Source organism: Chryseobacterium scophthalmum (genome assembly GCF_900143185.1).
Lineage (GTDB): Bacteria > Bacteroidota > Bacteroidia > Flavobacteriales > Weeksellaceae > Chryseobacterium > Chryseobacterium scophthalmum.
The window spans coordinates 1,572,880-1,595,161 of sequence record NZ_FSRQ01000001.1 but is presented as its reverse complement, the minus strand read 5'-3'; the positions used below and the strand labels follow the sequence as shown (position 1 = coordinate 1,595,161).

At 36.2% G+C, this 22,282-nt stretch carries 20 protein-coding genes; 8 read left to right on the top strand and 12 right to left on the bottom strand.

All coding sequences use genetic code 11. The annotated features are described in order from the left end of the window. Positions 1-83: 83 nt before the first annotated feature. From mobC to mobA, 3 genes are all read right to left on the bottom strand, one after another. A complete protein-coding gene (gene mobC, locus BUR17_RS07200) occupies positions 84-2,075 on the bottom strand; it encodes a conjugal transfer protein MobC (protein ID WP_074229638.1) in 1,992 nt (663 codons plus the stop codon). Between the two features lie 101 nt (positions 2,076-2,176). Beyond that, entirely contained in the window at positions 2,177-3,463 is a 1,287-nt protein-coding gene (mobB, locus tag BUR17_RS07195) for a conjugal transfer protein MobB (RefSeq protein WP_074229637.1), read from the bottom strand. 8 nt (positions 3,464-3,471) lie between these two features. Further along, entirely contained in the window at positions 3,472-3,903 is a 432-nt protein-coding gene (gene mobA, locus BUR17_RS07190; protein WP_074229636.1) for a conjugal transfer protein MobA, read from the bottom strand. A gap of 676 nt (positions 3,904-4,579) precedes the next feature. Between mobA and BUR17_RS07185 the strand changes: the two genes are divergently transcribed. From BUR17_RS07185 to BUR17_RS07170, 4 genes are all read left to right on the top strand, one after another. Further along, entirely contained in the window at positions 4,580-5,347 is a 768-nt protein-coding gene (locus BUR17_RS07185; RefSeq protein ID WP_074229635.1) for a ParA family protein, read from the top strand. A 12-nt stretch (positions 5,348-5,359) separates the two neighbouring features. Beyond that, on the top strand, positions 5,360-5,764 hold the full coding sequence (locus tag BUR17_RS07180; RefSeq protein WP_074229634.1) for a DUF3408 domain-containing protein: 405 nt from the start codon (positions 5,360-5,362) through the stop codon (positions 5,762-5,764). Next, positions 5,764-6,069: a DUF3408 domain-containing protein gene (locus BUR17_RS07175; protein ID WP_074229633.1), complete on the top strand. Its 306-nt coding sequence runs from the start codon at positions 5,764-5,766 to the stop codon at positions 6,067-6,069. Before BUR17_RS07180 ends, BUR17_RS07175 begins: the two co-directional genes overlap by 1 nt. 141 nt (positions 6,070-6,210) lie before the next feature. After that, positions 6,211-6,717 carry a conjugal transfer protein TraD gene (locus BUR17_RS07170; protein WP_446681833.1) on the top strand — a complete coding sequence of 169 codons (507 nt, stop codon included), beginning with the start codon at positions 6,211-6,213 and terminating at the stop codon, positions 6,715-6,717. Positions 6,718-6,798: 81 nt separating this feature from the next. Here BUR17_RS07170 and BUR17_RS07165 read toward each other — a convergent pair whose 3' ends face one another. Genes BUR17_RS07165 through BUR17_RS07125 form a run of 9 tightly spaced genes read right to left on the bottom strand, consistent with a single transcriptional unit; the run spans position 6,799 to position 18,190 of the window. Beyond that, positions 6,799-8,433 carry a hypothetical protein gene (locus tag BUR17_RS07165; RefSeq protein ID WP_074229631.1) on the bottom strand — a complete coding sequence of 545 codons (1,635 nt, stop codon included), beginning with the start codon at positions 8,431-8,433 and terminating at the stop codon, positions 6,799-6,801. A 23-nt stretch (positions 8,434-8,456) separates the two neighbouring features. Beyond that, the gene (locus BUR17_RS07160) at positions 8,457-8,921 is read right to left on the bottom strand and encodes a hypothetical protein (protein WP_074229630.1); all 465 of its coding nucleotides are present in this window, start codon (positions 8,919-8,921) and stop codon (positions 8,457-8,459) included. After that, on the bottom strand, positions 8,918-10,768 hold the full coding sequence (locus BUR17_RS07155; protein WP_074229629.1) for a Z1 domain-containing protein: 1,851 nt from the start codon (positions 10,766-10,768) through the stop codon (positions 8,918-8,920). Before BUR17_RS07155 ends, BUR17_RS07160 begins: the two co-directional genes overlap by 4 nt. Positions 10,769-10,806: 38 nt before the next feature. Further along, entirely contained in the window at positions 10,807-12,036 is a 1,230-nt protein-coding gene (locus tag BUR17_RS07150; protein WP_074229628.1) for a hypothetical protein, read from the bottom strand. Between the two features lies 1 nt (position 12,037). Then, positions 12,038-12,286: an ATP-binding protein gene (locus BUR17_RS07145; protein ID WP_228418673.1), complete on the bottom strand. Its 249-nt coding sequence runs from the start codon at positions 12,284-12,286 to the stop codon at positions 12,038-12,040. Next, entirely contained in the window at positions 12,286-14,256 is a 1,971-nt protein-coding gene (locus BUR17_RS07140; RefSeq protein ID WP_074229626.1) for an ATP-binding protein, read from the bottom strand. The genes BUR17_RS07145 and BUR17_RS07140 overlap by 1 nt, the downstream gene beginning before the upstream one ends. Before the next feature lie 3 nt (positions 14,257-14,259). Next, positions 14,260-16,710: an ATP-binding protein gene (locus tag BUR17_RS07135; protein ID WP_074229625.1), complete on the bottom strand. Its 2,451-nt coding sequence runs from the start codon at positions 16,708-16,710 to the stop codon at positions 14,260-14,262. After that, a complete protein-coding gene (locus BUR17_RS07130) occupies positions 16,707-17,987 on the bottom strand; it encodes a DNA methyltransferase (protein WP_074229624.1) in 1,281 nt (426 codons plus the stop codon). The genes BUR17_RS07135 and BUR17_RS07130 overlap by 4 nt, the downstream gene beginning before the upstream one ends. Positions 17,988-17,989: 2 nt before the next feature. Further along, a complete protein-coding gene (locus tag BUR17_RS07125; protein WP_074229623.1) occupies positions 17,990-18,190 on the bottom strand; it encodes a helix-turn-helix transcriptional regulator in 201 nt (66 codons plus the stop codon). Between the two features lie 284 nt (positions 18,191-18,474). On the opposite strand from BUR17_RS07125, the gene BUR17_RS07120 reads away from it, so the two are divergent. Genes BUR17_RS07120 through BUR17_RS07105 form a run of 4 tightly spaced genes read left to right on the top strand, consistent with a single transcriptional unit; the run spans position 18,475 to position 22,282 of the window. Continuing rightward, entirely contained in the window at positions 18,475-18,780 is a 306-nt protein-coding gene (locus BUR17_RS07120) for a DUF4134 domain-containing protein (protein ID WP_074229622.1), read from the top strand. Positions 18,781-18,791: 11 nt separating this feature from the next. Then, a complete protein-coding gene (locus tag BUR17_RS07115) occupies positions 18,792-19,121 on the top strand; it encodes a DUF4133 domain-containing protein (protein ID WP_002978492.1) in 330 nt (109 codons plus the stop codon). Then, positions 19,118-21,622, top strand: a complete 2,505-nt coding sequence (locus BUR17_RS07110; protein ID WP_074229621.1) for a TraG family conjugative transposon ATPase — start codon at positions 19,118-19,120, stop codon at positions 21,620-21,622. The genes BUR17_RS07115 and BUR17_RS07110 overlap by 4 nt, the downstream gene beginning before the upstream one ends. Before the next feature lie 27 nt (positions 21,623-21,649). Then, positions 21,650-22,282, top strand: a complete 633-nt coding sequence (locus BUR17_RS07105; protein WP_074229620.1) for a DUF4141 domain-containing protein — start codon at positions 21,650-21,652, stop codon at positions 22,280-22,282.

The following is a 22,282-nucleotide window of genomic DNA, read 5'->3' as shown; positions in this document are numbered from 1 at the left end:
ATTTTACTTATTTGTACTATTATGTGTGTTCGTAACATCCATAATAGTACAATCTTCTCACTAGAGTATTAGTATCTTCATTATTACATCAGATGCTGCAAATCAGGGTCATTCTTAATGCGCTCTATTTCACTTTCTATAATATGAAGAATATCTAATTTTATATGCTTGTAATTACTTTCAATTTTCTGCTTCATCTTATCCTCGCCGTGTTCATTTACAAAAGACAAGATTTGCGGTATTTGCTGATAAGCTTTTGTTTCGGCAGCTACCTTTTCATTATCCACTACTATTTCAGCGTGAAATATCTTTTGCTCGATACGTTCATCAAAATTATCCGATACTGAGCCTACAAACATTCCCTGTGTTAAGGTTGAAATCTTTGAAGCCGGAATAAGGCTATCTAATTGGGTGGAAACAGAAGTTGAAGTATCATTTCTGTTGATCGATATGCTCTGACGTTTCTGCAGTACTTTCCCGAAACGTTCCGAAAGGCTTTTTGCTGTTTCTCCAACCACCTGACCACTGAAAATATTACCAACAGTATTCTGAATAACTTTGGCTTCTTTGTCCCCGTAATCCCTTATCAATTGAGAGAAATCCTGAAAACCCAAACAAACTGCAACTTTATTACTTCTTGCTGTTGCAATCAGGTTATCCAGCCCTCTGAAATAAATTGTAGGTAACTCATCTATAATAACGGAACTTTTTAATTGCCCTTTCTTATTTATCAATTTTACAATCCTCGAATTGTACAAGCCCAAAGCTGCGGAATAAATATTTTGCCTGTCAGGATTATTGCCTACGCACAAAATTTTCGGTTCTTTCGGGTTATTGATGTCGAGCGTAAAATCATCGCCTGTCATTACCCAGTATAATTGCGGACTAATCATTCTTGATAGCGGAATTTTTGCTGATGCTATTTGTCCTTGTAATTGGTCTTGTGCACCGCTTTGCCACGCATCCATAAAGGGCGATAGATAGTTTTCTAAATCGGGGTATGAGGTTAAAATAGTGAACACGTCCGAATACTTTTTATTCAGTAATTCAATGGCGTGTGGGAATGTACAATACTTGCCATTTTCGTAGATTTTCAGATACCAAATAATAGCAGCCAAAAGAATGATTGGGCTTTCTACGAAAAAATCCCCTTGCTTTTGTATCCACGACCTGTTGAGGTTTAGCATTATGGTATATGCTGCTTCGTAAGCATCTGAAATGTCCGTCATAAAGTCGGGATTGAGTGGATTACAACGGTGGCTCTTGCGTGGATCGTCAAAGTTAATGACGTAAAATTTCGGCTGAACTTTGTACTTATCCCGATGCTTTAGTAAATGATTGTAGGCAATGGTTGAAAGATCGTCAAACTTGAAATCGTAGATGTACATACTAAAGCCTTTTTCTATCTGTTGCTTGATGTAATTGTTTACGATCGCATATGATTTTCCAGAACCCGGAGTACCCAATACGATTGATGCCCTGAAAGGATTTACAATGTTTATCCAACCGTTGTTCCATTTTCCTTTGTAGTAAAACTTAGTGGGTAAGTTAACAGAATATTCATTTTCCATCAGCTTTGTTTCTTGCTGAAAGCTCTCGTTCTCATTATTAAAAACATCATCCATCAAGTTAGTACGGAGCAATCGGCTCATCCATACACCTGCCATAAGAAAGGCGATATATCCTAATGAGATAGTAAGAATATACAGAAATGTGCCTACTGCTGGAGATAGCTTTAACAACAGTGTATTTAAAAAGAACAGAACAAAACCAATACTCAAAGCCACGTAAATTTTAGGCCAGGTTATCCTTTCATTCTTTACGCCTTTTGTTCCTAAACAACTCAAAGCCAACAAAACCAAAGCGAATACTTTGGTATATAAGCTATGTGAAAACAAACCCGCTGTTCTGTCGAAATTGCCTAATATCTTATTGATTACTTCCAATGTCCAGCCACGTTCTAAAAAGAAACCGTAACAGAACCAATAAAGGTGCATCAACACCAAAAGAATACTGACTGCCCGCATAAAAGCCATTATTTTGGCAAGTCCTCTTAAATCGTCTTCTCCCTGCATTATCTTAAGTTTTAATGTTCGGGCGTGAATTTAAAGGCGATATAGTATGGCTTTAAGAATGTGGCAGTCAATGGCGTTCTGTGGCAGTGTTTGGCTAAATATTACTTCTGACCTCTTTGTCGTTTTCTTTTCTTCTTCATCTTATTAGCAAAGTTCTGCTCTTCATGATCTTCGCCCTGGGCTTCGGGCAGTAAACCGCCCAATGCTTCAATTAAACCGTCTTCGTGTTTGCCCGTGGTTAAGAAGTCGAACAAATGATGTGGTTCTTCCATAGGAAGATCTGTATCATTTGATGTGGATATTTTTGGTTGTGATATGATAGGCTCTTTAATATCTGGTTTGATGTTATTGTTCCAATAATCATTAAAAATATTGGCAGAAAGCTCTTTTCCTAAGCGTGAACCGTTCCAAACCACTTTGGAATTGTGGTCTATAAAAGTTATCCCATATATACGTCCGGTATCATTCCGGCGTACTACTACGTTAATGCCCTGTTTCCTTAACTGCTTTTTAAAAGCCTGCTCATCACTTGTAGTGTGCAAAGCAATCGTAATGGCAGATTTTAGTGTCTGTTTTGTTGGGGTATCTTTCAAAGCGATTTTACATTTTACAAAATGCAATTCCAAAGCTGGAAGTCCTGCGCTCTTTCCGAATAACGAAGCCTTGAATGGATGTCCAACTCTTTCGCCTTTTTCATTTAGTGGAATATATAATAGGCCTTGTTGCATTTTTCCTTGCAATTCGCCCTCAATTTTTTCGGTTGTAATATTGAACAGGGAAAGCAAGGCATTGTATTCGCCTAATGTTTGATATTGGTAGTAATTTGGCAGGTGACGAATAACCGAAGCAATTTGACTTTTTACATCTCCAGCTTGGTAATTCACTGGATGGAAAACCTTATCATTCTGATTACGCTTTTTTTCTGTAGCAGGTATCAAGTTGTATTTTTTTTCTAGCTCACGGCATACATTCATAGACCGAATTTTCTCGAATTTGTCCGAAATCTTTTTACCCTGCTCATCCACGCAAACCGATACAATGTGTATGTGGCTGCGGTCAATATCAGTATGTTTGAACACTATAAAAGGCTGTTCACCATATCCCATTTCCTTCATATATAGTTCTGCCATTTCCCTAAACTTATCATCGCTTACTTTGTCATTCGGGTCGGGATTGAGTGAAATATGCAATGTGTGTTTCTCGGTATTGCGGTTCGCTATCAGGTAAGGAGCAAAAGACTGGGCTAATTGGGCAACGGAATAATGACCGCTTGCGGTTTCAATCATCTTATTAGCAAACAAAATTCGCCCATTTTCATTCTCCACTTTAAGCTGATTGTATGCCAATGCGCCGTATAAATTTGCGCTTCTTCCGATTTTTGCTATCATTTCTACCGCTATTTTTTCAGGTGTTTGGCTTCAAATTCCTCGGTTAGCTGAATAATTTTTTGACATAACATCGCCATTTCAGCCGTTTGTTTTTCCAGTTTATAAAGAAACGCTGCGGCTTTTTTCTCGGAAAAATTCTTGTACAATAGCTTCACAACCTGATTGTAGTTTACTCCGATGGAACGGAACTGACTGTGAAAAGAGGTCAGCCGCATATAAAAATCAACCGTTCCTTTGTCAATCTGAATGGTCTTTATCATTTTATTGAAGATGCAAGACGTTATAAAATGTGCTTTTACTTGCATACCTGATTTATCAAAAAGGGCAAGAAAGCGAGCGTGTTCCTGCTCGTTAAAGGAAATCGTGTACCGAATGGTCGCCGGGTCTTCTTTGGGGCGGCGTCCAGTCTTTTTCAATTGCTTTTTGTTGTTTTCATTCATCACTAATCCATTTTAAAATCCATACAAAACCCTGACTTCGGAAGGTGTTTTCTGTCCCCTGCTAAGGGCAAGTTGTTTTGAGCATCGGAAATCATTCCGAGATGCTCAAAACACAACTTGCCGTGTTCAGTTGAACACAAAAATCCGCCCTTCGGGACGGATTAAATGTAACAGGGAAAAACGGCTCGATGCCGTTCTGCTTAGTGTCCATTTTGTCAAGATGCTTTTGCATAAATCCGTTAATAAAAATCATTTTACAAAGTAAAGCCCTGCCCGTAAGAGTATTGCAATGCAATACCCGGACAAACTCTGCCCTTGAGTGCCAAACACTGCCACACTTCCAAACTCGAATAAATCAATCGCTTTATTTGCCTTATAGTTTTAAGGCAGGTAGTAAAAAATGTAGTTAGACAAAGAAGAAAATAAGATTTACATAAATGCTGTTGGCAATAAAAGCATAAGGTTTTAAAAGCATAAAAGCGGTAAAGCATTTTGTTTTCTGCACGGTTTACAACCAGCCAAAACATACACCTGACAAGGCTGTAAGGAAAGCAAAAAACGATACAGGAATATTCCAAAAAAGCAATACAGGAATATGGAAAAAAGGGAATATACCAATACACCAATATTCAGATCTATAAAACAGGCAAAGTGCATAACAATAAATTTTTAAATAATGGAAACAAAGAAGAAAACCTTAAAAATCAGCTTCTCCACCCAAAAAGGCGGTGTGGGAAAATCTACGATGACCACCTTATTGGCGAGTGTGCTTCACTACCGCTTAGGTTTTAATGTGCTTGTATTTGATTGTGACTTTCCACAACACAGTCTGACCAATATGCGTGAACGGGATAAAAAGACCATAATGCAGAATGACTACCATAAAAAAGTGGCAATGAAGCAATTCCAAACTATTAACAAAAAGGCATACCCGATTATCAAAAGCAAAGCTGAAAATGCTTTGGAAATGGCATCGGAATACGTAAGCCAATCGGCAGTTGCGCCTGATATTATTTTCTTTGACCTGCCGGGAACCGCAAATACCAAAGGGGTATTGACAACCTTGAAAATGATGGATTTTATCTTTTCGCCCATTACCGCCGACCGCTTGGTAGTGGAAAGCACATTGGGCTTCACAAAAGCCTTTCTTGAACTTCCGAAAAACATTGAGGGTAACGATCAACAAGAACTGTGGTTGTTTTGGAACCAGGTGGACGGCAGGGAAAAGACAAGTTTATACGAGGCATATCAAAGTGTCATTAAAACACTCAACCTACCCATAATGGAAACCAGGATAATGGACAGCAAGCGTTTCCGAAAGGAAACGGATGATACAGAAAGTTATGTGTTCAGGTCAAGCCTGCTACCTGCCGAACCTCAGTTGATGAAAGCAACGAAAATGGATTTGTTCGTTGAGGAATTTTTAAAAATTACTCATCTATAAAAGCGATAAACCATGGGTACAGATAAAAATGATTTTAAAAAGCCTGATGTTGATGAGGATTATCTGATGAACATTATCAGTGGCGATGAGCCTGTTACTCCACACCAGAAAAACCAGCAACAGGAAGAACCAAAGGAAATCAAGCCTAAAGCCAAAGAAAAAGCCCGAAGCAGTTCGTCTAAAAAAGCGGATTACGAGGAAACGTTTCTGGTCAACCGGTTTCCGTCTGGTCGTAGTGGTAAGGTAGTTTACATACGTCCCGAATACCACGAGAGATTGCTCCGCATTGTGCAATTAACGAGAGAAGAAAAAACAACACTCTACTCGTACATCGATAATATTCTTGAACATCACTTCAGAGAGTTTGGGGATGATATTACCGATTATTTCAATGAACGTTTTAAACCCATTTTATAATGAAGAAAAATAATAAAAAAAGGAATGTTGTTGCAGACAATGGTATTCCCGAAGTAATGAGAAATCAAGCTCAAAACAGCTATGAACAGGCATTTCTGCAAATGGATATTGAGCAGAAAAGAGGCAGTAAAAGCATATACCTAAGTCCTGAATATCACGAACGACTAACACGAATAGTTCAAATCATTGGCAACGATAAGATACCCTTGTTTGCCTATCTCAATAACATCCTCGAACATCATTTTAACGTGTATGAGGATGCCATTACAAAGGAGTTCAAAGAAAAATACAAAGGACTGTTTTAAAAATTAGAGGTTATGGAAATAATTATTGTGATATGCCTGCTGATAGTCATCGCCCTGCTTTTACAGGACAAGATTGTCATTAAAAAAAGGTCGGAACAAAAACGAAAACAGGAAAAAGTCAATCCGAACCTGCCCGATATTATGGGACAGCCGAAGCCAGTAAGAAGCCACTCCCTGCCAAACACTGCCAATGAAAGCCAAATTGAGGAACAGGAGATAAACCCTGATAATTTAGACATAGAATACGACGAGAATGAAAACGTCGGAATTCAAATTCCGCAGGAAGAGCTGGACGAAGTTTTCAGAAATATACCTAATTTGGAGGAAGATGAAGAAGAATGGAACAGGTACGGAATATCCGGTGGCGATAACAGTCTTGCCCAAGGGGTTACCTTTGAAGAACTAAGCTCCGTAGGTGCATTGCTCCAAAAAGAGAATTTGGAACAATCACAAAAGAAAGCAGCGGTAGATATAGTTCAAAGATTACAGGGAACTGAATTATTCAGCCTGTTGGAAAATTCCATTGAGGGTGCATCCCGAAAAATTGCCGAGCTTTTGGATAGCACACTTTCAACTGAAACGGAAGCCGGTTCTTCCACTTTGCGGAAAAGTGATTTGAGTGATTTTGACATAAGGGAGTTTGTATGAACAAACTCCCTTTTTCATTTTTGATGTGAGCATTATACAAATTACTATTGCTTCTGATGCTAAATATAACTCCAACGTCTATCAAGCAAATTTATGCTGTGTTCTTTTAACCTTCCAATCTTCAACTATTATTTCAGATTCAAATTCTGAGAAAACATTTTTTGGCTCACTGTGATACCAATGGTTGATAGACTTTGTCACTCCATAAATACCCATTTTTTTAAAAATGGCATCTTGGACTAATTGATTAAATGTTTTCATGTCAACAATTGGAATATTATTTTTGATTGGAATAGGAACGGGCAATGGTTTATGCGTAATGATTAATCCCGATACAGTAAAATCTTGAATACTAATTAACTCAACTTTTGAGAGTTGATTGAGATTATCTATATACTTTTGAACTTGGTTAATAGCTTTTTCTAGTTCCTTTATCTTATATTCAACTTCTGATCCTGAGATAGGACCAATAAAATGCTTATAATCTGCAACCAATAAGAATTTCCTAGTTGGGTCAATTAAAATAATATCTGGACAAATTCGCTGACCATTATTTTTTAGAGTTTTTTCCAAATAGCAAACAATATTTGGTAGTTGCTTTACTTTTCTGCCAATTAGATCAAGGTTAGTCTTTTCAATGGAATTTATTAATTTGTCGTAAACTCTCTTTTTTTCTCCTTTATTCAAAGCACCAAGCATCATTCGAGATGGTTCAACCTGAACAAATAAATTGGGTAAAATGTAGTATTCGCCCTGGGAATAAATAAATGGTTGTATCGTGACACTGGTATGAAAACTTGATGGATTAAAAGTGAGGTCTTTGATTATTGAACTAACTAGCTCAACATTCAGTCCTGTTATCTGGCACATAAGTTTTTTAAATTTGTCCGCACTCATTGAAAGAGGGTTAGAGCCGTATGACAAATTATTTTCTCCCATTCCTGAATCTAAATATCCTTCAATCCATCGTATGAAATAAAAACTCAGAAAACTTAATGCAAAGAATTGTCGCAACTGTTGAAGATTGTATCCTTCAAAATCCGTAGTTTCTTCCAGTTCAGGAAATAGCACTTCTTTCATTTTTGAATACAATAGAGGATATGACATAGATAATCTTCCTTTCTTCCAATCTATATGATTGGCTATAGGAGGTTTTTTAAAATCTATACTTTTAATCCATTCTGAAAACTCTTGCTCCATGACACTATGTGGATAACTCTCATAAATTAAAGCCATCCTAGATGCGTACAAAACTTGCAAGTCGAATATTTTACTGTAATCGAAAAATTCTGGATTAATAAAAGTAATTTCTCGATTTACTACATCAACAGTTGCTTTTTTTATTTTGCGTGACCAAGTGACAAACTCCTGAGCTATCATATGATATCCTGCACCCCAACCAAGAAAATCGGCTGCCATCTCGTGAAGCTGTTGATAAGTTTCAGTGGTAATATTTTTTAAATTTGAGCCATCTCTATTGACTATCCATCTTATACAATGCCCCATTCCATGCAACATATTGTTTAGAAAAATAGAGAAGTTGATATCGTTGTGTCCCTGACGAATTAAATTATCTCTATGTCGCTCAGTATCTCCGTATACTTGCAGGATATAAGGAATTACAATATTGTCAGAATATTGGAAAAAGGGATATTTCTCATGGGATTTATCTAGGACTTCCTTTTCAAAGTTCCTTATTATTTGATTATCATCCATTAAATAGTCTAGTACGAATTGTTTTAAAATTCTTCGTTCTGCTTGATTGCTTCTAAAATCTTTTTTAAGAAATCTTTCTTTCCTATTTTTTTTTCTAATGACCCATCAGATCCTTTGATGCTATATTCTTTATTTCTAGTACGAGAAGCACTTATCCATTCGGTTTCAGAATGGATATCATTTAGTATGGTTTTTAATTCCTCAAAACTTAAAGTCACTACACCATCTTTACCACATACCAAGAGAACAAAGATATTACGTAACTGCTCCTGCATTTGAAGTATTTCATCTTGATGTTTTTTTTGAAAACTAAAGCGCCAAGGACTCATCCTTTTAGTAGAATACTTAATATAAATTCCTATATTGTCATTTATAACATAGGAGGCATTACTTGGACTTGGGTATAATTTAACGGAAATGCCATCAGATATACTATGAATCAATTTAGAAAATACTACACCATGATAAAATTCAAATTCTTTTATCATTTCTTAGTAGTTTTTAAAAAACGAATATTACCTTCATATTTATAAAAAATACGGGCTTTACCATCTTCATTATATAATATATTAATATGATGTATAGCATCAGGATATTTTGACAATTCAAGCTCCCTATTACCTATAAAGCCTCTAGAACGCATGATAGTAGCCTTATCTACTTCACCTTCTTTATCAGTATATCCTGCAATGCTTTTGGGTTCGTGAATTGCAATTGATTTGTTTCCTGAAGGCAAGAAGGTTTCTATATAACTTATAAGATATGTTGGCAAACTATCATTTCCTAATAGTCCCGATATCATTTTGAGCTTTGCAATAGGGGCTTCTTTTTTATCAAGTATGACTTGTAATTTATCCTCATCAAAGTCAAATAGACCAAAGCTCATTTCACCTCTATCAACTACTACATTTGCTTTATCTATACTTGCACTAGCTACCGCAATCACTCTTTCCCCATCTAACCAGACAGGAGTTGTTTTATTTTGTTTTCTTGATTCGAGAGACAGACGATGAAATATGAAGCACTTCTGCCAATCAAGATATAGTGACTTAGGTATTATTAATTCAAAATATTTAAGATAATTCTCTCTTGACCCAAACATTCTGGCTCTTTGAATATACGTGTCTTGTTGTAATTTATGCTTTACATCTCTGGTAAAAAACATAGAAAGCAAATTGTTAAATGTTACTCCTCTTGAAACTATGTTTCCTCCAATTACGATTGTAAAAGGAGCTGTCGGATCGGTTGCAGTCCTATTGTCAGCAGCATTAACCTCCTTATCGCTATTCATCACAACTATATTATTACGATCACAAGCTTCTAAAACATATTGCGTAATATTATCTTCATAACCTGAATAGCGGGATTTGGCAATTTCCCAGATTCTTTTATAATATACCTCGTGGTTTGAATTTTTTTCGTCTTTTAATGCTTCAAATATTTTTACTATTTGCTTATAATCTACCGAATGGTCTGCCTTTTTTCCACTAGTATGTACTAAAAAACTGTAATTGAGTTCAGGTGTGTTAATTTCACTATTTAAATAACCAACATTGACCATAAAACAAAATAAAGCCTCTCGTAAAAATTTAGGATCATCTCCTGTATCAGGAAGGAATGTCAAACGGTAGGGTAGATTATCTGTTGAAACAGGAAAAAAAATATCTTGCCCCGTATAATTTGAATGAGAAGGAAAATCAATCCAGTGTTCGTTTTGATTTTGGTGTGTGCGATTCAAGTCCAGTCTAGCTGGAGTTGCTGTTACGCCGATATAAATGCCTTTGTCTCCTATTAACTTACCAGTCAATTCATTTATTTTGCTGGCTTCATTCTTGTTAATTTTTGAATTGGGAGTAGCATAATCTGCCTCATCATCAATTACAACACAATTGTCAACACCATTAAGTTTCTGTATAAGTTTCTGTAAATCACTGGAATTTTTCTTGCAAAAAATAACCCATTGCTGTTCTCCAATTTTTACTTCAGGTGACAAAATCTCACTGAATTTTTTAGGTGATGGTGATAAGCCAGAACGTTGAAACCGTTCTAAATTTTGACCTAACAGTTGCACGCTATCATTTAGAAGAGCGACAATAATTTTGAATCCTTCATCCAGTAATTTTGCAGTTAGTGCAATCATCATTTCTGTTTTACCACTTTGAGGTTCCCCATAGATAATGAATGACTTCTGATCAGCTTTGATATTAGTTATTGCATTTTCAATAACAGATTTGATTCTTGACGTTTCTTGACCATTCGCCGTAAGTTTCGCTAACCTGCGATCATAACGATTATTGTGAGTGGTTTGCTTTTTAAGATTCTTTAGATTAAACATAAGTATAGCGTTTATATGGTTTAAATATTTGCTGAAAACTATTTTAAGTTATACAGCCTTAAACTTTGTGGAATCGCGGGTACACCAACTCTTCCAACATATGATAAGTACCTTTGTCTCAATTGCTGGATATAAGGAGAATTTATTTTTATTTTTCGATTTTGAACGTTTTCATGAAGATATTTTGCTTTCACTAACTTTAACGAAAATCTAAAATCTATGAGTGCAGTTGAACGAGTATCATCATCAAAAGGAAAAATGGGTAACAAATGAACGGCAGATATTTCTTGATTATATGCTCTCTTAATTTCATCTTCTGTTTTACAGAATGAATTAATGGTGTCAAAACTTTTTGAGGTAAAACAAAGTAATTCAATAAATTCATTTTTGCTTATAAGCTTCATCATGTCACATTCTGGGGAAATAATTACTCCAAAACAATCTTCCGCCAGCTTATAAATGTCGCCGGTCATAACTGAATCTGTATCTAAAGTTTGAGTATAATACAATTTGGAATAAAGACCTGTGATCGAACTAGTCGTTGGTGTTTCTTTGAAATTTTCCACAGAATAAGTTTTTATAGCTTCTCTTAAAATTTTGTCTTGAATTAATCTTTCTGATAAAATGTTTTGGAATAGATTAATAACTTCGATCGATGGCTCAAATTCTACAGAAGTAGGAACTCCAGTTTGTTTATCAAATTTTCTAACTGAGCTATAATACAGTTCTTTTATCCAAAATTTATCTGAAGATTCTAATTCTGAAAAAATCTTTTGAGCAGATTTATTTATTGATTGACTCCAAACAAATGGTACATTTAAGTGTCTATTGTCGTTTTCAAAATCTTGAATGCCTTTTAAAATCTTAGCATATTCCTTATCGGATTCACCTATATCTCCTTTTTTGTTAAAAAATATTTTGTTTGGATATAATTGTTGTAACTCAGCTTGTATTTCCTGTCCAATATCTTCTTGTGAGTATACATACACTAAAGAATATAGTCTTTGACTTCTTAAAAATTCATGAGGATCATCATCAGGTATCTGTAATCCTTCAATATCATCCTCATCTGTAGTCCGTTTAAAATTCCAATCAAGAATCAAAGCTTTATAAGTAGAGATAGAAACTACAGTTTTTTCAAGTGTTATTAGATTGTTGATTGGCAATACAGAATAACTACTTTCATTATTAAATTTCTGAAATAAAGCATTTTCAATCCTTCCTGCTTCGAAAATATGATCGTCTGCAAATAGTATAACTCCTTCCATACTAAAATTCCTGATTAAATTTGATGATAAAATTGGCTCCTGATAAGAGTTTGTCTTTCTCTTGTTCAAGCACAAATATTTCCCCATTAATCCGGAGAAGAATCTCTTTAACGATGTATAATCCCAAACCACGCCCATCTGATTTTAAAGAGAAAAATTCATCAAAAACAAAAGGAGCTGCATCTTCTCTAATTCCAGAGCCACTATCTGATATAATCAATGCGTTTTCTCTGGTGTTTAACTTTAATATTATTTCTTTCTCTTAGTTTCATTTCTATTGACCCAGTAAATGGCATTATCTAATAGGTTTATAAGAATTTGAAGTACAAGACCTGTGTTTGTCTTTACTTTAATGTCATTATCCTTAATAATCTTTACATCAATTTTTCCATTTAGATCTCTTCTAAAATATTTTAAAACTTTTTCTATACTTTCATAAATACTAATATCTTGAATGGCTTTACGTTGATTTTTAAACAGAGGCTGAATAACCTGCATTTCATCATATACGAAATTCAGGTTTTCATCTAATTCAATTAGTAATTCAATTAGTTCTTCATTACGGTAATTAGACTTTTGAGCCTTTACTTTGAAATCCCTGATATTTCCACGCATCTTAGACAATATTGTCAGAGCATCATGAGAGGCTTTTTCTACAGCCATCCCTAACCCTGCCAAGTCTTCCACGGTAAGCATCCGTTCTTTGATAAGGTTATTATGATTCTCTACAGTCTTAAGAAAGCTATTTGCCTTTTCTAAAACTTCCCTATCATTTATTTTTTCGAGGCTATTTTTTAGACTATTAAAAGATTTTGATACCACATCATTAGATTCCCTGTATGTTCTCTTCTTGATCTCTAATTTTTGCTTATCAATTTTACTTTCAATATTTAATATTTCTGTAACAGCAGTAACTAGATTTTGAAAGTCGTCCAAAGCACCATCTACATTCATAATCCCCTGACGATTAGAAGCGTCTTTTAGTTTTGGATTGTCTTTTTGACTTATATATACAAATCCAGTAAGGTCATTATAACTAATAAACTGACCTGCTCTTACAGTTGATCGTAATTTATCCAAATTTAACCAGTCTATACCTTTTTCACCATAAGGATATACTCTAACACCATCTCTCAAAACAAAAACAAAATTGTCCTTTACAAAAGATTTAATAGCGGGAGTAATAAGTAATTTATCAGGCTTATTTAAATCAAATGCATAAAATGAAAACTTAAATTCACCACAAGAAAGCCCTTTGCTATTCTTAAATCCTTTTTTAATTGCATACAAATCATACCCATTCCTATCAAGCTCCTCTATATCAAATAAATTTATAGTTTTTTGAATAGCCCTTTGAGGGGCTTTTGATTCATATTCAAAAGATAAAATACCTTTCTCTGAAACCGTCCCAATCATTTTATATTGAGCTCTTTCAATAACATCTTTAAATGTTGTAGCATCTTCGGAACTATATATATCATCATCTTTATAAATCTCAATATCAAAATCCTGCTTAAAATCAATACCTAACTTTTTAGCATTTTCGTCTACAGGAGGAATTAATCTTTGTATCGATTTATACAATTCTTCAAAATCAGATTCTTTCCAATGTTCTCTTAAATGAGATATTCTGATTAAAGTTCCTTTCTCTTTTTTAATTACTTCAGGAGTGTGGTTTTCATACCAAGTATTATCAACCTGCTCTAATAGCTTGAAATCTATATTTGTTGGCTGATTAAATAAATCTACTTTTTCGGGATTAAACTCGGTAAAATCCATTTCAAGCTTAACCTCATTATGATCTTTCGATTTGGTAAACAGCTCAATTTTTTCCCCAAGTTTGTGAATAGCAAATCTCCCAATACCTTTTTCTCCCTGTATAATTCTTCCTTTTTTTGTTTCGTTTTGTTTACGAACCTTTTTCTCATATTTGCTCGGAGTTGCAGGTCTGAGCCAGACTTTTTCAATAATTTCCAACGTCATTCCATCTCCATCATCCTCTATCTCAATATATGGTTGTTCATTTTCAGGTAAATAACCTAATCCATAATTTTTCAAATTAAAGAAACGAACCTGAACATTTTCGGCATCAGCATCATAACTATTTTTTACAACCTCAATAACAGCTACTTTCTTATCGGTAATCAGTTGATCACCAATAATATTCATAAGCCTTGCATAAGGCTTAAATGGTTGGCTATATTTTTTTCTTTCTGACATAGTTTATTGTGAAAAGGCATTAATATAAATATCTCTAAACTCACTGGGAACGTCAGTAGCAAAAGTTTGATTTAATGCGTTTAATATTTTTTCAGGAGGCACTTGTAAACTCACTATATTGTCATGCGATAAACTAATGTAATTGGGCACAAGTCGTTCAAGACTTTGAACTAAAGACTTCAAGTCATCTATCGAATGCTTTTTTAATTCAGCATTGCTCATTCTTAAGGCACTTAAAAATGCAGGTTCTGTATCGGATTTAATAAGGGTAAATGCTTCTTCTAATAATTCTTTAATCGGCCCTCGACTTACTTCTCTATTCTTAATTTCATCAATCCATGCCTTGGTTTCAATAACTGTATGACAATTTTCAAAAAAATCTCGAAGTTGTTTTAATCCAATTTGTTTTGGGCTAGATACCAATACAAGTACCATAAGGTCTTGAGCTCTTATTAGATTTATTTTATGTTTTTTAGCTTCTGTATTTACTGCTGACCTCGGATCATCTGCACCTTCATAATCAATCGCAACAACACAGGCGTAATTTGAATTATAATTATCTCTGTGCCTGTCAACACCTGAGATATGAGCCGTAGTTGCTTTTATCTTGTTTTTGAGAGTGCTTTTAGCATCAAATGTTACCGAATAATTATCGGCAGAATTCAAAGGGCCTAAATAAGCAACTGCTTTTCCATCTGGTTTCCCAGGTCCTCCAATAGAAGTAGATTCGTATCCAAGTGTATTAAAAGCTTGTGTTACTGATTTTTCTAATCCACTAGAATCTCCTAAAGAAGCTTGCAATAATGAAGCTACAAAAGGAGCATTTGGCTTGTCACTAAATGTCAGCTCCCTTAATATTGCATCTCTTTTAAACATTATTTCCCTAACTTCATCTTGTTTAATAGCACTATCAAGTAAAAAACATTCTGTTAGAATTTCAGTTAATGCAATCAATTGAAACGGTAGAGGGGATTTTACCTCATCTAAGAAATTAGCGAAAAAAGGATGCATCAGATTAATTTTTGCAAAACCTGTTATTAGTTCAAGTTTTGCAATTGGATCTTCTGGATTTAATGCTACCCATTCTACTTGTTGGATTATCCCTCTGTCAGTGGTTAAGTCGGATTCTAACTTTAGGATTAATTCGTTTTTTTCTTCTTCGGTTAAATTATTAGGTATTTCAGTTAGTACCAAATCGCTTAATTCTCCATCAAGAAATTTTTTGGCAGCAACAATTAGTGGTCTTCTTGATAAACTTGCAGATGCATAGGCAATTTTATGAGAAGCCCTATTCTTTTTTTCTTCATCCTCAACTGTGGAAAAATACCATTCCCTGACAGCATTGAATTTTCTTTTTATATATTCTCGCAAATCTTCTAATGCAGCTGATGATTTAATAGATTCTCTTGTGGATGTAATATAATCGTCCAGTTCATCAGCATTTACCATGATTCTTACACGGTTAAAAACACCATGAGAAAGTGCTTCCATTCCAATTAAAGGGTCATCTATATTCACCAAGCGTCCTCGAACTGTAAGAAAGATTCCGTTGCTTCTGCCTAAATCAGCAGATTTCCCAGTTAGCAAAGAATCACGATACAAATCAATTTGTCCAGTAATATTTTTTAGGTTCGGCAAATGAACACAAGGTTTTTCTTTATATGTTCCTGTTTCATATTTGAATTTAGTAGCAACTTCATCATCCTTTCCAAAAATCCATGTTTTCCAAGGTTCAATATTATCTTTGCTAGATTGTAATTCTGTACCATTGAAGAATAAATTAAAATTAGGGTTTAAAGGTAACGCACTACTTAAAACCCATTTTAATCTACCATCTTTTATTTCAGCGGACTTGGGCTTAAGGTCTGATAATATTGCAAATGTCCAAGTATCTTCACATCCATCTCCCCATAATTTGAACGTAATCAAGTCCTGATTTCCTTTTTTAATCAAAGGAGACAATATGGTTTTAACTTCGTCTAATGTCAATTCTTTTTCATCAAGAGATATTGTTTCTGTTGAATCTTTATTGATGGTTGAGTAATTCATCATCACTGCATAATACCTTCCATCAGTAGCTTTGCAAATCAGCGTTAGTTTACTTGTTAAAATATATGTAGCCAATTTGCCAATGCCAAATTTCCCTATTGGTAAGCGTTCTTGATTTTCATTTTCTCTTTTAGTCGAAGAGCCTATTTTCCAAAATTGCTTTAACCCTTCTTTATCCATTGACATACCATTGTCTGCTACCCATAGGATTGAATCAGACAGGGTTTTGTCAAGAGGAACATATACAGACACTTTTGTAGCTCCAGCATCATAAGAATTGCTGACAAGTTCTTCAAAAGCCTTGTTTGGGCTTGAATAAAGTCCCGCTGAAAACAGCTCAATAATTTTATAACTTATTTCAACAGGTATTTGATCGATTATAGTTCCAACATTTTCGATATTCATTCTGCACCTTTTTTTGCAATTATTATGTATTCTTCAGGATAAACCTCTTTACTATTTTTATTTGATAGCGTAGTGAACTTTCCCGAAACATTATCTCTAATTGTCGGTATCAATTTGTGCGGAATAGATCTTTTGATCACTTCATCTATTTCAAAACCACTACTCTCAAGCATTTCTACAAAAATTTCTGCTGAATTAATCTTCACGTTCTTATACGTTGTATTACCAATAACAATAAATGCTTTGCCTCCCACTTTTAGTATTCTGAACATTTCATTTGACACTGCTGCCATATCCGAAAAATAATTCGACATTTCTTTCGCCGTTCTTAAATGCTTTTCTGAAATTTTATTGACGGTTTGATTAGCTAAGTCCGAGACAGTCTCTACAACTTCACCGTATGAGTAGAATGTTCCTATAAACTGTTTTCTGAATTCCAAAAGGCTTTCTACATATTCAAACCAATAGCCCGTTAGCTGGTGTAAATCCGCATATTCATATGATGTTACGTAAGGCGGTGAAGTAATCACTGCATTTACAGACTCTGAATCTATACCCGTTGCTCTTGCATCCTCTAAATAAATATTACACTCAGTATCTAGAAAATTCAAACTGGCTAGTTCTTTATAAAATTCAGCATTTTTCCTAAGCATGGATTTTATCTGTCTTTTAAAAGCTGTAAAGGGGTCTGCTGGAATTTTATTAGGATCAATTTGGGGTTTTGTGCTTGACTGTAACCATTTTGAACAGTTCTTAAGTATATTAGATAAAGCCACCAAGAAAAAATCTTTAATTCTTTGATCCTCCTGAAGATTCAAAATCACCCCATAAAGAAAAGCAATTTTACCTTTATTCTCAGGAAAGAACCAATAATCAATTCGTTCATGTGTAGCAACATTAATATAGTCTTCCAAATTAAAATCATCAAACTTTTCTAGAATCAAGCTGTATGTTTCATTAAGTTTTGCAGGACCTATTGGATTTGTCTTAACGCTGGTAATCAGTTGTGCAACTGGATTTATATCAACTCCAACCGATTTTCTACCATGGATTTTTGCTTCTACTAACGTGGTTCCACATCCTGCAAAGACATCCGCAACTGTGTCACCAACCTCTGTATGTTCTTCAATAATTTTCTTTACAATATTTGGAAGGAATTTCGCGGGATACCTATGATATCCGTGAGTCCAATTTTCGACAGAGCGTACATTTTTAAATGTCCATTCTGGACTAACTGGAATATTATCAAAACTGATATTTTGCACCTTAGAGTTCATAATTAATTTTTAGTAGAGTTGATTAACTCTTTAACATCAATGTTTAAAAGTTGCGCGATTTCAACGAATGTATCCATTGAAGGCTGTATTTCATTAGTACACCATCTTGATATTGTGCTTTCGCTTCTTCCAAGTTGATTAGCCAACCATTTGTTTGTTTTGGATTTTTCAGCCAAAACAGCTTTTAACCTATTGATTTTCATTTGATGCTAATTAGTCCGCATTATATGCAAATTTAAAGTAAATATTTTTTATATCAAAACAGAATAAGAAGCTGATATTCAATTATTTCACATCCTTCCATAAATCCCATATAATTGTTTATTGTTGCTAGGCTTTCAAGAATAATAATATTAGTTCAGTGCCACTCACCGCCAAACAATTCCTCTGACTGCCACTTTGTTATCACGCCTTAATTTCTGAAACACCTTTGTCCCGAAAGCTCGCAAAGTGCGGGCAAACGGTAACAAATTAATGTGTTTCAATTATGAAAAAACAGAGAAAAAAAGTTTTGCTGGCAGCCGTGGCAATGCTCTCAGGTTATGGTGCATTCGCACAAGGAAATGGTACAGCAGGTATCAACGAAGCTACCCAAATGGTAACAAGCTATTTCGATCCCGCCACACAGCTCATCTACGCCATTGGTGCAGTCGTAGGACTAATCGGAGGTGTGAAAGTGTACAACAAATTCAGTAGTGGAGATCCCGATACGAGCAAAACTGCGGCTTCGTGGTTTGGTGCGTGTATTTTCTTAATCGTTGCAGCTACTATCCTGCGTTCATTCTTCCTTTAATCCTCTGCCTTATGAATTACAATATCAACAAAGGCATTGGAAGAACGGTGGAATTTAAAGGGTTGAAGGCGCAATACCTGTTCATCTTCGCTGGCGGACTTCTCGGTACGCTTATCCTGGTGATGATACTGTATATGGCAGGTGTAAACTCTTACATCTGCCTGTTCCTCGGAGCAGGCGGTGCTTCACTTATCGTATGGCAGACCTTTTCACTGAACAGGAAATACGGCGAACACGGATTGATGAAAATAGCAGCCAATAAAAGGCATCCCCGCTATATCATCTGCCGCAAGCCTGTACACCGCTATTTAAAATTCACTCCTAAACAGAATGCCGTATGAGAAATGTATCGAAGACCACCACACTGGAAAGCAAGTTTCCTTTATTGGCAGTAGAAAACAACTGCATCCTTTCCAAAGATGCAGACATTACCGCCTGTTTTGAAGTGCGTTTGCCGGAACTGTTCACAGTAGCCTCAGCGGAATATGAAGCGATACATTCTGCTTGGCACAAGGCTATCAAGACGTTGCCAGATTTTACGGTAATCCACAAACAAGATTGGTATATCAAGGAAAGCTATGCTCCCGATTTGACTAAGGACGACCAGAGTTTTTTGGCTAAATCGTATCAACGCCATTTCAACGAACGTCCATTTCTAAATCACTACTGTTACCTGTTCCTCACCAAGACGACTAAAGAGCGTATGCGTATGCAGAGCAACTTTAGCTCACTCTGCAAAGGTTCGCTTATCCCCAAAGAAATAAGGGATAAGGAAGCGATACACCGCTTTATGGAGGCCGTGGCTCAGTTTGAGCGTATCGTTAATGATAGCGGTTTTGTAAGCCTGCGACGTCTGACTGAGGAAGACATTATCGGTACGGACGAAAAACAGGGATTGTTGGAACAGTACCTTACGCTATCGAGAGATGCCGGAACACCGATGCAGGATATCGCACTCGGAGCGGAAGAAGTACGTATCGGGAATAAAAGATTGTCTTTGCACACCTTGTCTGATACAGACGACTTGCCAGGAACGGTGTCGGCAGATACCCGTTTTGAAAAACTGTCTACCGACCGTAGCGACTGCCGTTTGTCTTTTGCTGCACCTGTTGGGTTATTGCTGAGCTGTAACCACATTTACAACCAATACTTGTTTTTGGATAATAGCGAAGCCAATCTCCAGAAGTTTGAAAAATCAGCAAGAAATATGCACTCGCTAGCTCGATATAGTCGTGCCAACCAGATCAACAAAGAGTGGATAGAAAAGTACCTGAACGAAGCCCATAGCTTCGGGCTGTCCTCAATTCGTGCACACTTCAACATCATGGCCTGGTCTGAAGATCCTGCGGAACTGAAACAGTTAAAGAATGATTGCGGTAGTGCCTTGGCATTAATGGAATGCAAGCCTCGCCATAACACCACGGATGTGGCTACTTTGTATTGGGCAGGAATGCCTGGCAATGCGGGCGATTTTCCGAGTGAGGAAAGTTTTTACACCTTCATTGAGCCTGGCTTGTGCTTCTTTACCGAAGAAACCAATTACCACAATTCGCCTTCGCCGTTCGGTATCAAGATGGCTGACAGGCTTACAGGAAAACCAATTCATCTGGATATTTCCGATCTACCGATGAAACGTGGTATCATCACGAACCGGAACAAGTTTATACTTGGTCCGTCGGGTTCGGGCAAATCGTTCTTCACCAATCATATGGTAAGGCAGTACTATGAGCAAAGCGCACATGTCCTGCTCGTTGATACAGGTAATTCGTATCAGGGACTATGCGAACTCATTAAAGGAAAAACCAAAGGCGAAGACGGTGTTTACTTCACATATACCGAAGACAACCCGATTGCTTTTAACCCTTTCTATACCGATGATGGCGTGTTCGACATTGAAAAACGGGAAAGTGTCAAGACTTTGATACTGACACTTTGGAAACGTGATGATGAACCGCCAACCCGCTCTGAAGAGGTTGCCCTTTCAAATGCTGTTTCAGGATATATTGAACGGATAAAATCAGATGATGTTTACCCATCTTTCAACGGTTTTTATGAGTATGTGCAGGGAGATTACCGCAAGGTACTCGAAGAAAAACAGGTCAGGGAAAAAGACTTTGATATTGCCAATTTCCTTAACGTACTCGAACCCTATTACAAAGGTGGTGAGTATGATTATCTGCTCAACTCCAACAAGCAGTTAGACCTTCTTTCCAAACGCTTCATTGTGTTTGAAATCGATGCCATAAAAGACCACAAAATTCTTTTTCCCATAGTCACGATCATCATTATGGAGGTGTTTATCAACAAGATGCGGAGACTAAAAGGTATCCGAAAACTCATACTAATTGAAGAGGCTTGGAAAGCCATTGCGAAGGAAGGTATGGCGGAATACATCAAGTATTTATTCAAGACTGTGCGTAAGTTTTTCGGGGAAGCCATTGTGGTAACACAAGAGGTTGACGACATCATCCAATCGCCCATTGTGAAAGAAAGTATCATCAACAATAGCGATTGCAAAATCCTCTTAGACCAACGCAAGTATATGAACAAGTTCGATGATATACAGGCGATGTTGGGACTAACCGACAAAGAGAAAGGACAGGTACTTTCCATCAATATGAATAACGATCCCTCACGGCTTTACAAGGAAGTTTGGATTGGTTTGGGTGGTACACACTCGGCAGTCTATGCCACCGAAGTTAGTCTGGAGGAATATCTCGCATACACCACAGAAGAAACCGAAAAGATGGAAGTGATGCAGCTTGCTTCCGAACTCGACGGTAACGTAGAACTCGCCATCAAGCATATCGCTATGGAAAGGCGTGATAAAACAAATCAATAGTCATTAACAATTTAAAATTCAAGAAAAATGAAAAAAGTCCTTTTTATGGTGTGTATGGCACTAATGCTTGCCGTAGCACCGTCCGCAAAAGCCCAATTTGTGGTTACCGATCCCACAAATCTGGCATCTGGTATTCTCAACAGTGCGAATGAAATCGTACAGACCTCATCCACAGTATCCAATGTTATTAAAAATTTTAAGGAGGTGGAAAAGGTCTATAAGCAGGGAAAAGAATATTACGATAAGCTACAAGCTGTAAATAATCTCGTAAAGGATGCCCGTAAGGTGCAGCAAACAGTACTGCTTGTTGGTGACGTGTCTGAAATGTATGTACAGAATTTCGGTAAGATGATGAACGACCCAAATTTTTCCGCACAGGAATTGGCAGCTATTGCCAACGGATATTCGGCATTGCTGAACGAAAGTACCGAACTGCTGAAAGAACTCAAACAGATTGTGACCTCATCAAGCCTTTCGCTGAATGACAAAGAGCGTATGGATATTATTGACCGTGTGTACAAAGAGGTAAAGGAATACCACAGTCTTGTACGCTATTACACTAATAAGAACATTTCTGTAAGTTTTTTAAGAGCAAAAAAACAAAACAATACCAAAAGAGTGCTTGACCTCTACGGAACTCCAAATCAAAAATACTGGTAG

Bases quoted from the DNA above. Each gene is read 5' to 3' on its own strand.
- mobC (WP_074229638.1), bottom strand. From the start codon at position 2,075: ATGCAGGGAGAAGACGATTTAAGAGGACTTGCCAAAATAATGGCTTTT.
- mobB (WP_074229637.1), bottom strand. From the start codon at position 3,463: ATGATAGCAAAAATCGGAAGAAGCGCAAATTTATACGGCGCATTGGCA.
- mobA (WP_074229636.1), bottom strand. From the start codon at position 3,903: ATGAATGAAAACAACAAAAAGCAATTGAAAAAGACTGGACGCCGCCCC.
- BUR17_RS07185 (WP_074229635.1), top strand. From the start codon at position 4,580: ATGGAAACAAAGAAGAAAACCTTAAAAATCAGCTTCTCCACCCAAAAA.
- BUR17_RS07180 (WP_074229634.1), top strand. From the start codon at position 5,360: ATGGGTACAGATAAAAATGATTTTAAAAAGCCTGATGTTGATGAGGAT.
- BUR17_RS07175 (WP_074229633.1), top strand. From the start codon at position 5,764: ATGAAGAAAAATAATAAAAAAAGGAATGTTGTTGCAGACAATGGTATT.
- BUR17_RS07170 (WP_446681833.1), top strand. From the start codon at position 6,211: ATGGGACAGCCGAAGCCAGTAAGAAGCCACTCCCTGCCAAACACTGCC.
- BUR17_RS07165 (WP_074229631.1), bottom strand. From the start codon at position 8,433: ATGGATGATAATCAAATAATAAGGAACTTTGAAAAGGAAGTCCTAGAT.
- BUR17_RS07160 (WP_074229630.1), bottom strand. From the start codon at position 8,921: ATGATAAAAGAATTTGAATTTTATCATGGTGTAGTATTTTCTAAATTG.
- BUR17_RS07155 (WP_074229629.1), bottom strand. From the start codon at position 10,768: ATGTTTAATCTAAAGAATCTTAAAAAGCAAACCACTCACAATAATCGT.
- BUR17_RS07150 (WP_074229628.1), bottom strand. From the start codon at position 12,036: ATGGAAGGAGTTATACTATTTGCAGACGATCATATTTTCGAAGCAGGA.
- BUR17_RS07140 (WP_074229626.1), bottom strand. From the start codon at position 14,256: ATGTCAGAAAGAAAAAAATATAGCCAACCATTTAAGCCTTATGCAAGG.
- BUR17_RS07135 (WP_074229625.1), bottom strand. From the start codon at position 16,710: ATGAATATCGAAAATGTTGGAACTATAATCGATCAAATACCTGTTGAA.
- BUR17_RS07130 (WP_074229624.1), bottom strand. From the start codon at position 17,987: ATGAACTCTAAGGTGCAAAATATCAGTTTTGATAATATTCCAGTTAGT.
- BUR17_RS07125 (WP_074229623.1), bottom strand. From the start codon at position 18,190: ATGAAAATCAATAGGTTAAAAGCTGTTTTGGCTGAAAAATCCAAAACA.
- BUR17_RS07120 (WP_074229622.1), top strand. From the start codon at position 18,475: ATGAAAAAACAGAGAAAAAAAGTTTTGCTGGCAGCCGTGGCAATGCTC.
- BUR17_RS07115 (WP_002978492.1), top strand. From the start codon at position 18,792: ATGAATTACAATATCAACAAAGGCATTGGAAGAACGGTGGAATTTAAA.
- BUR17_RS07110 (WP_074229621.1), top strand. From the start codon at position 19,118: ATGAGAAATGTATCGAAGACCACCACACTGGAAAGCAAGTTTCCTTTA.
- BUR17_RS07105 (WP_074229620.1), top strand. From the start codon at position 21,650: ATGAAAAAAGTCCTTTTTATGGTGTGTATGGCACTAATGCTTGCCGTA.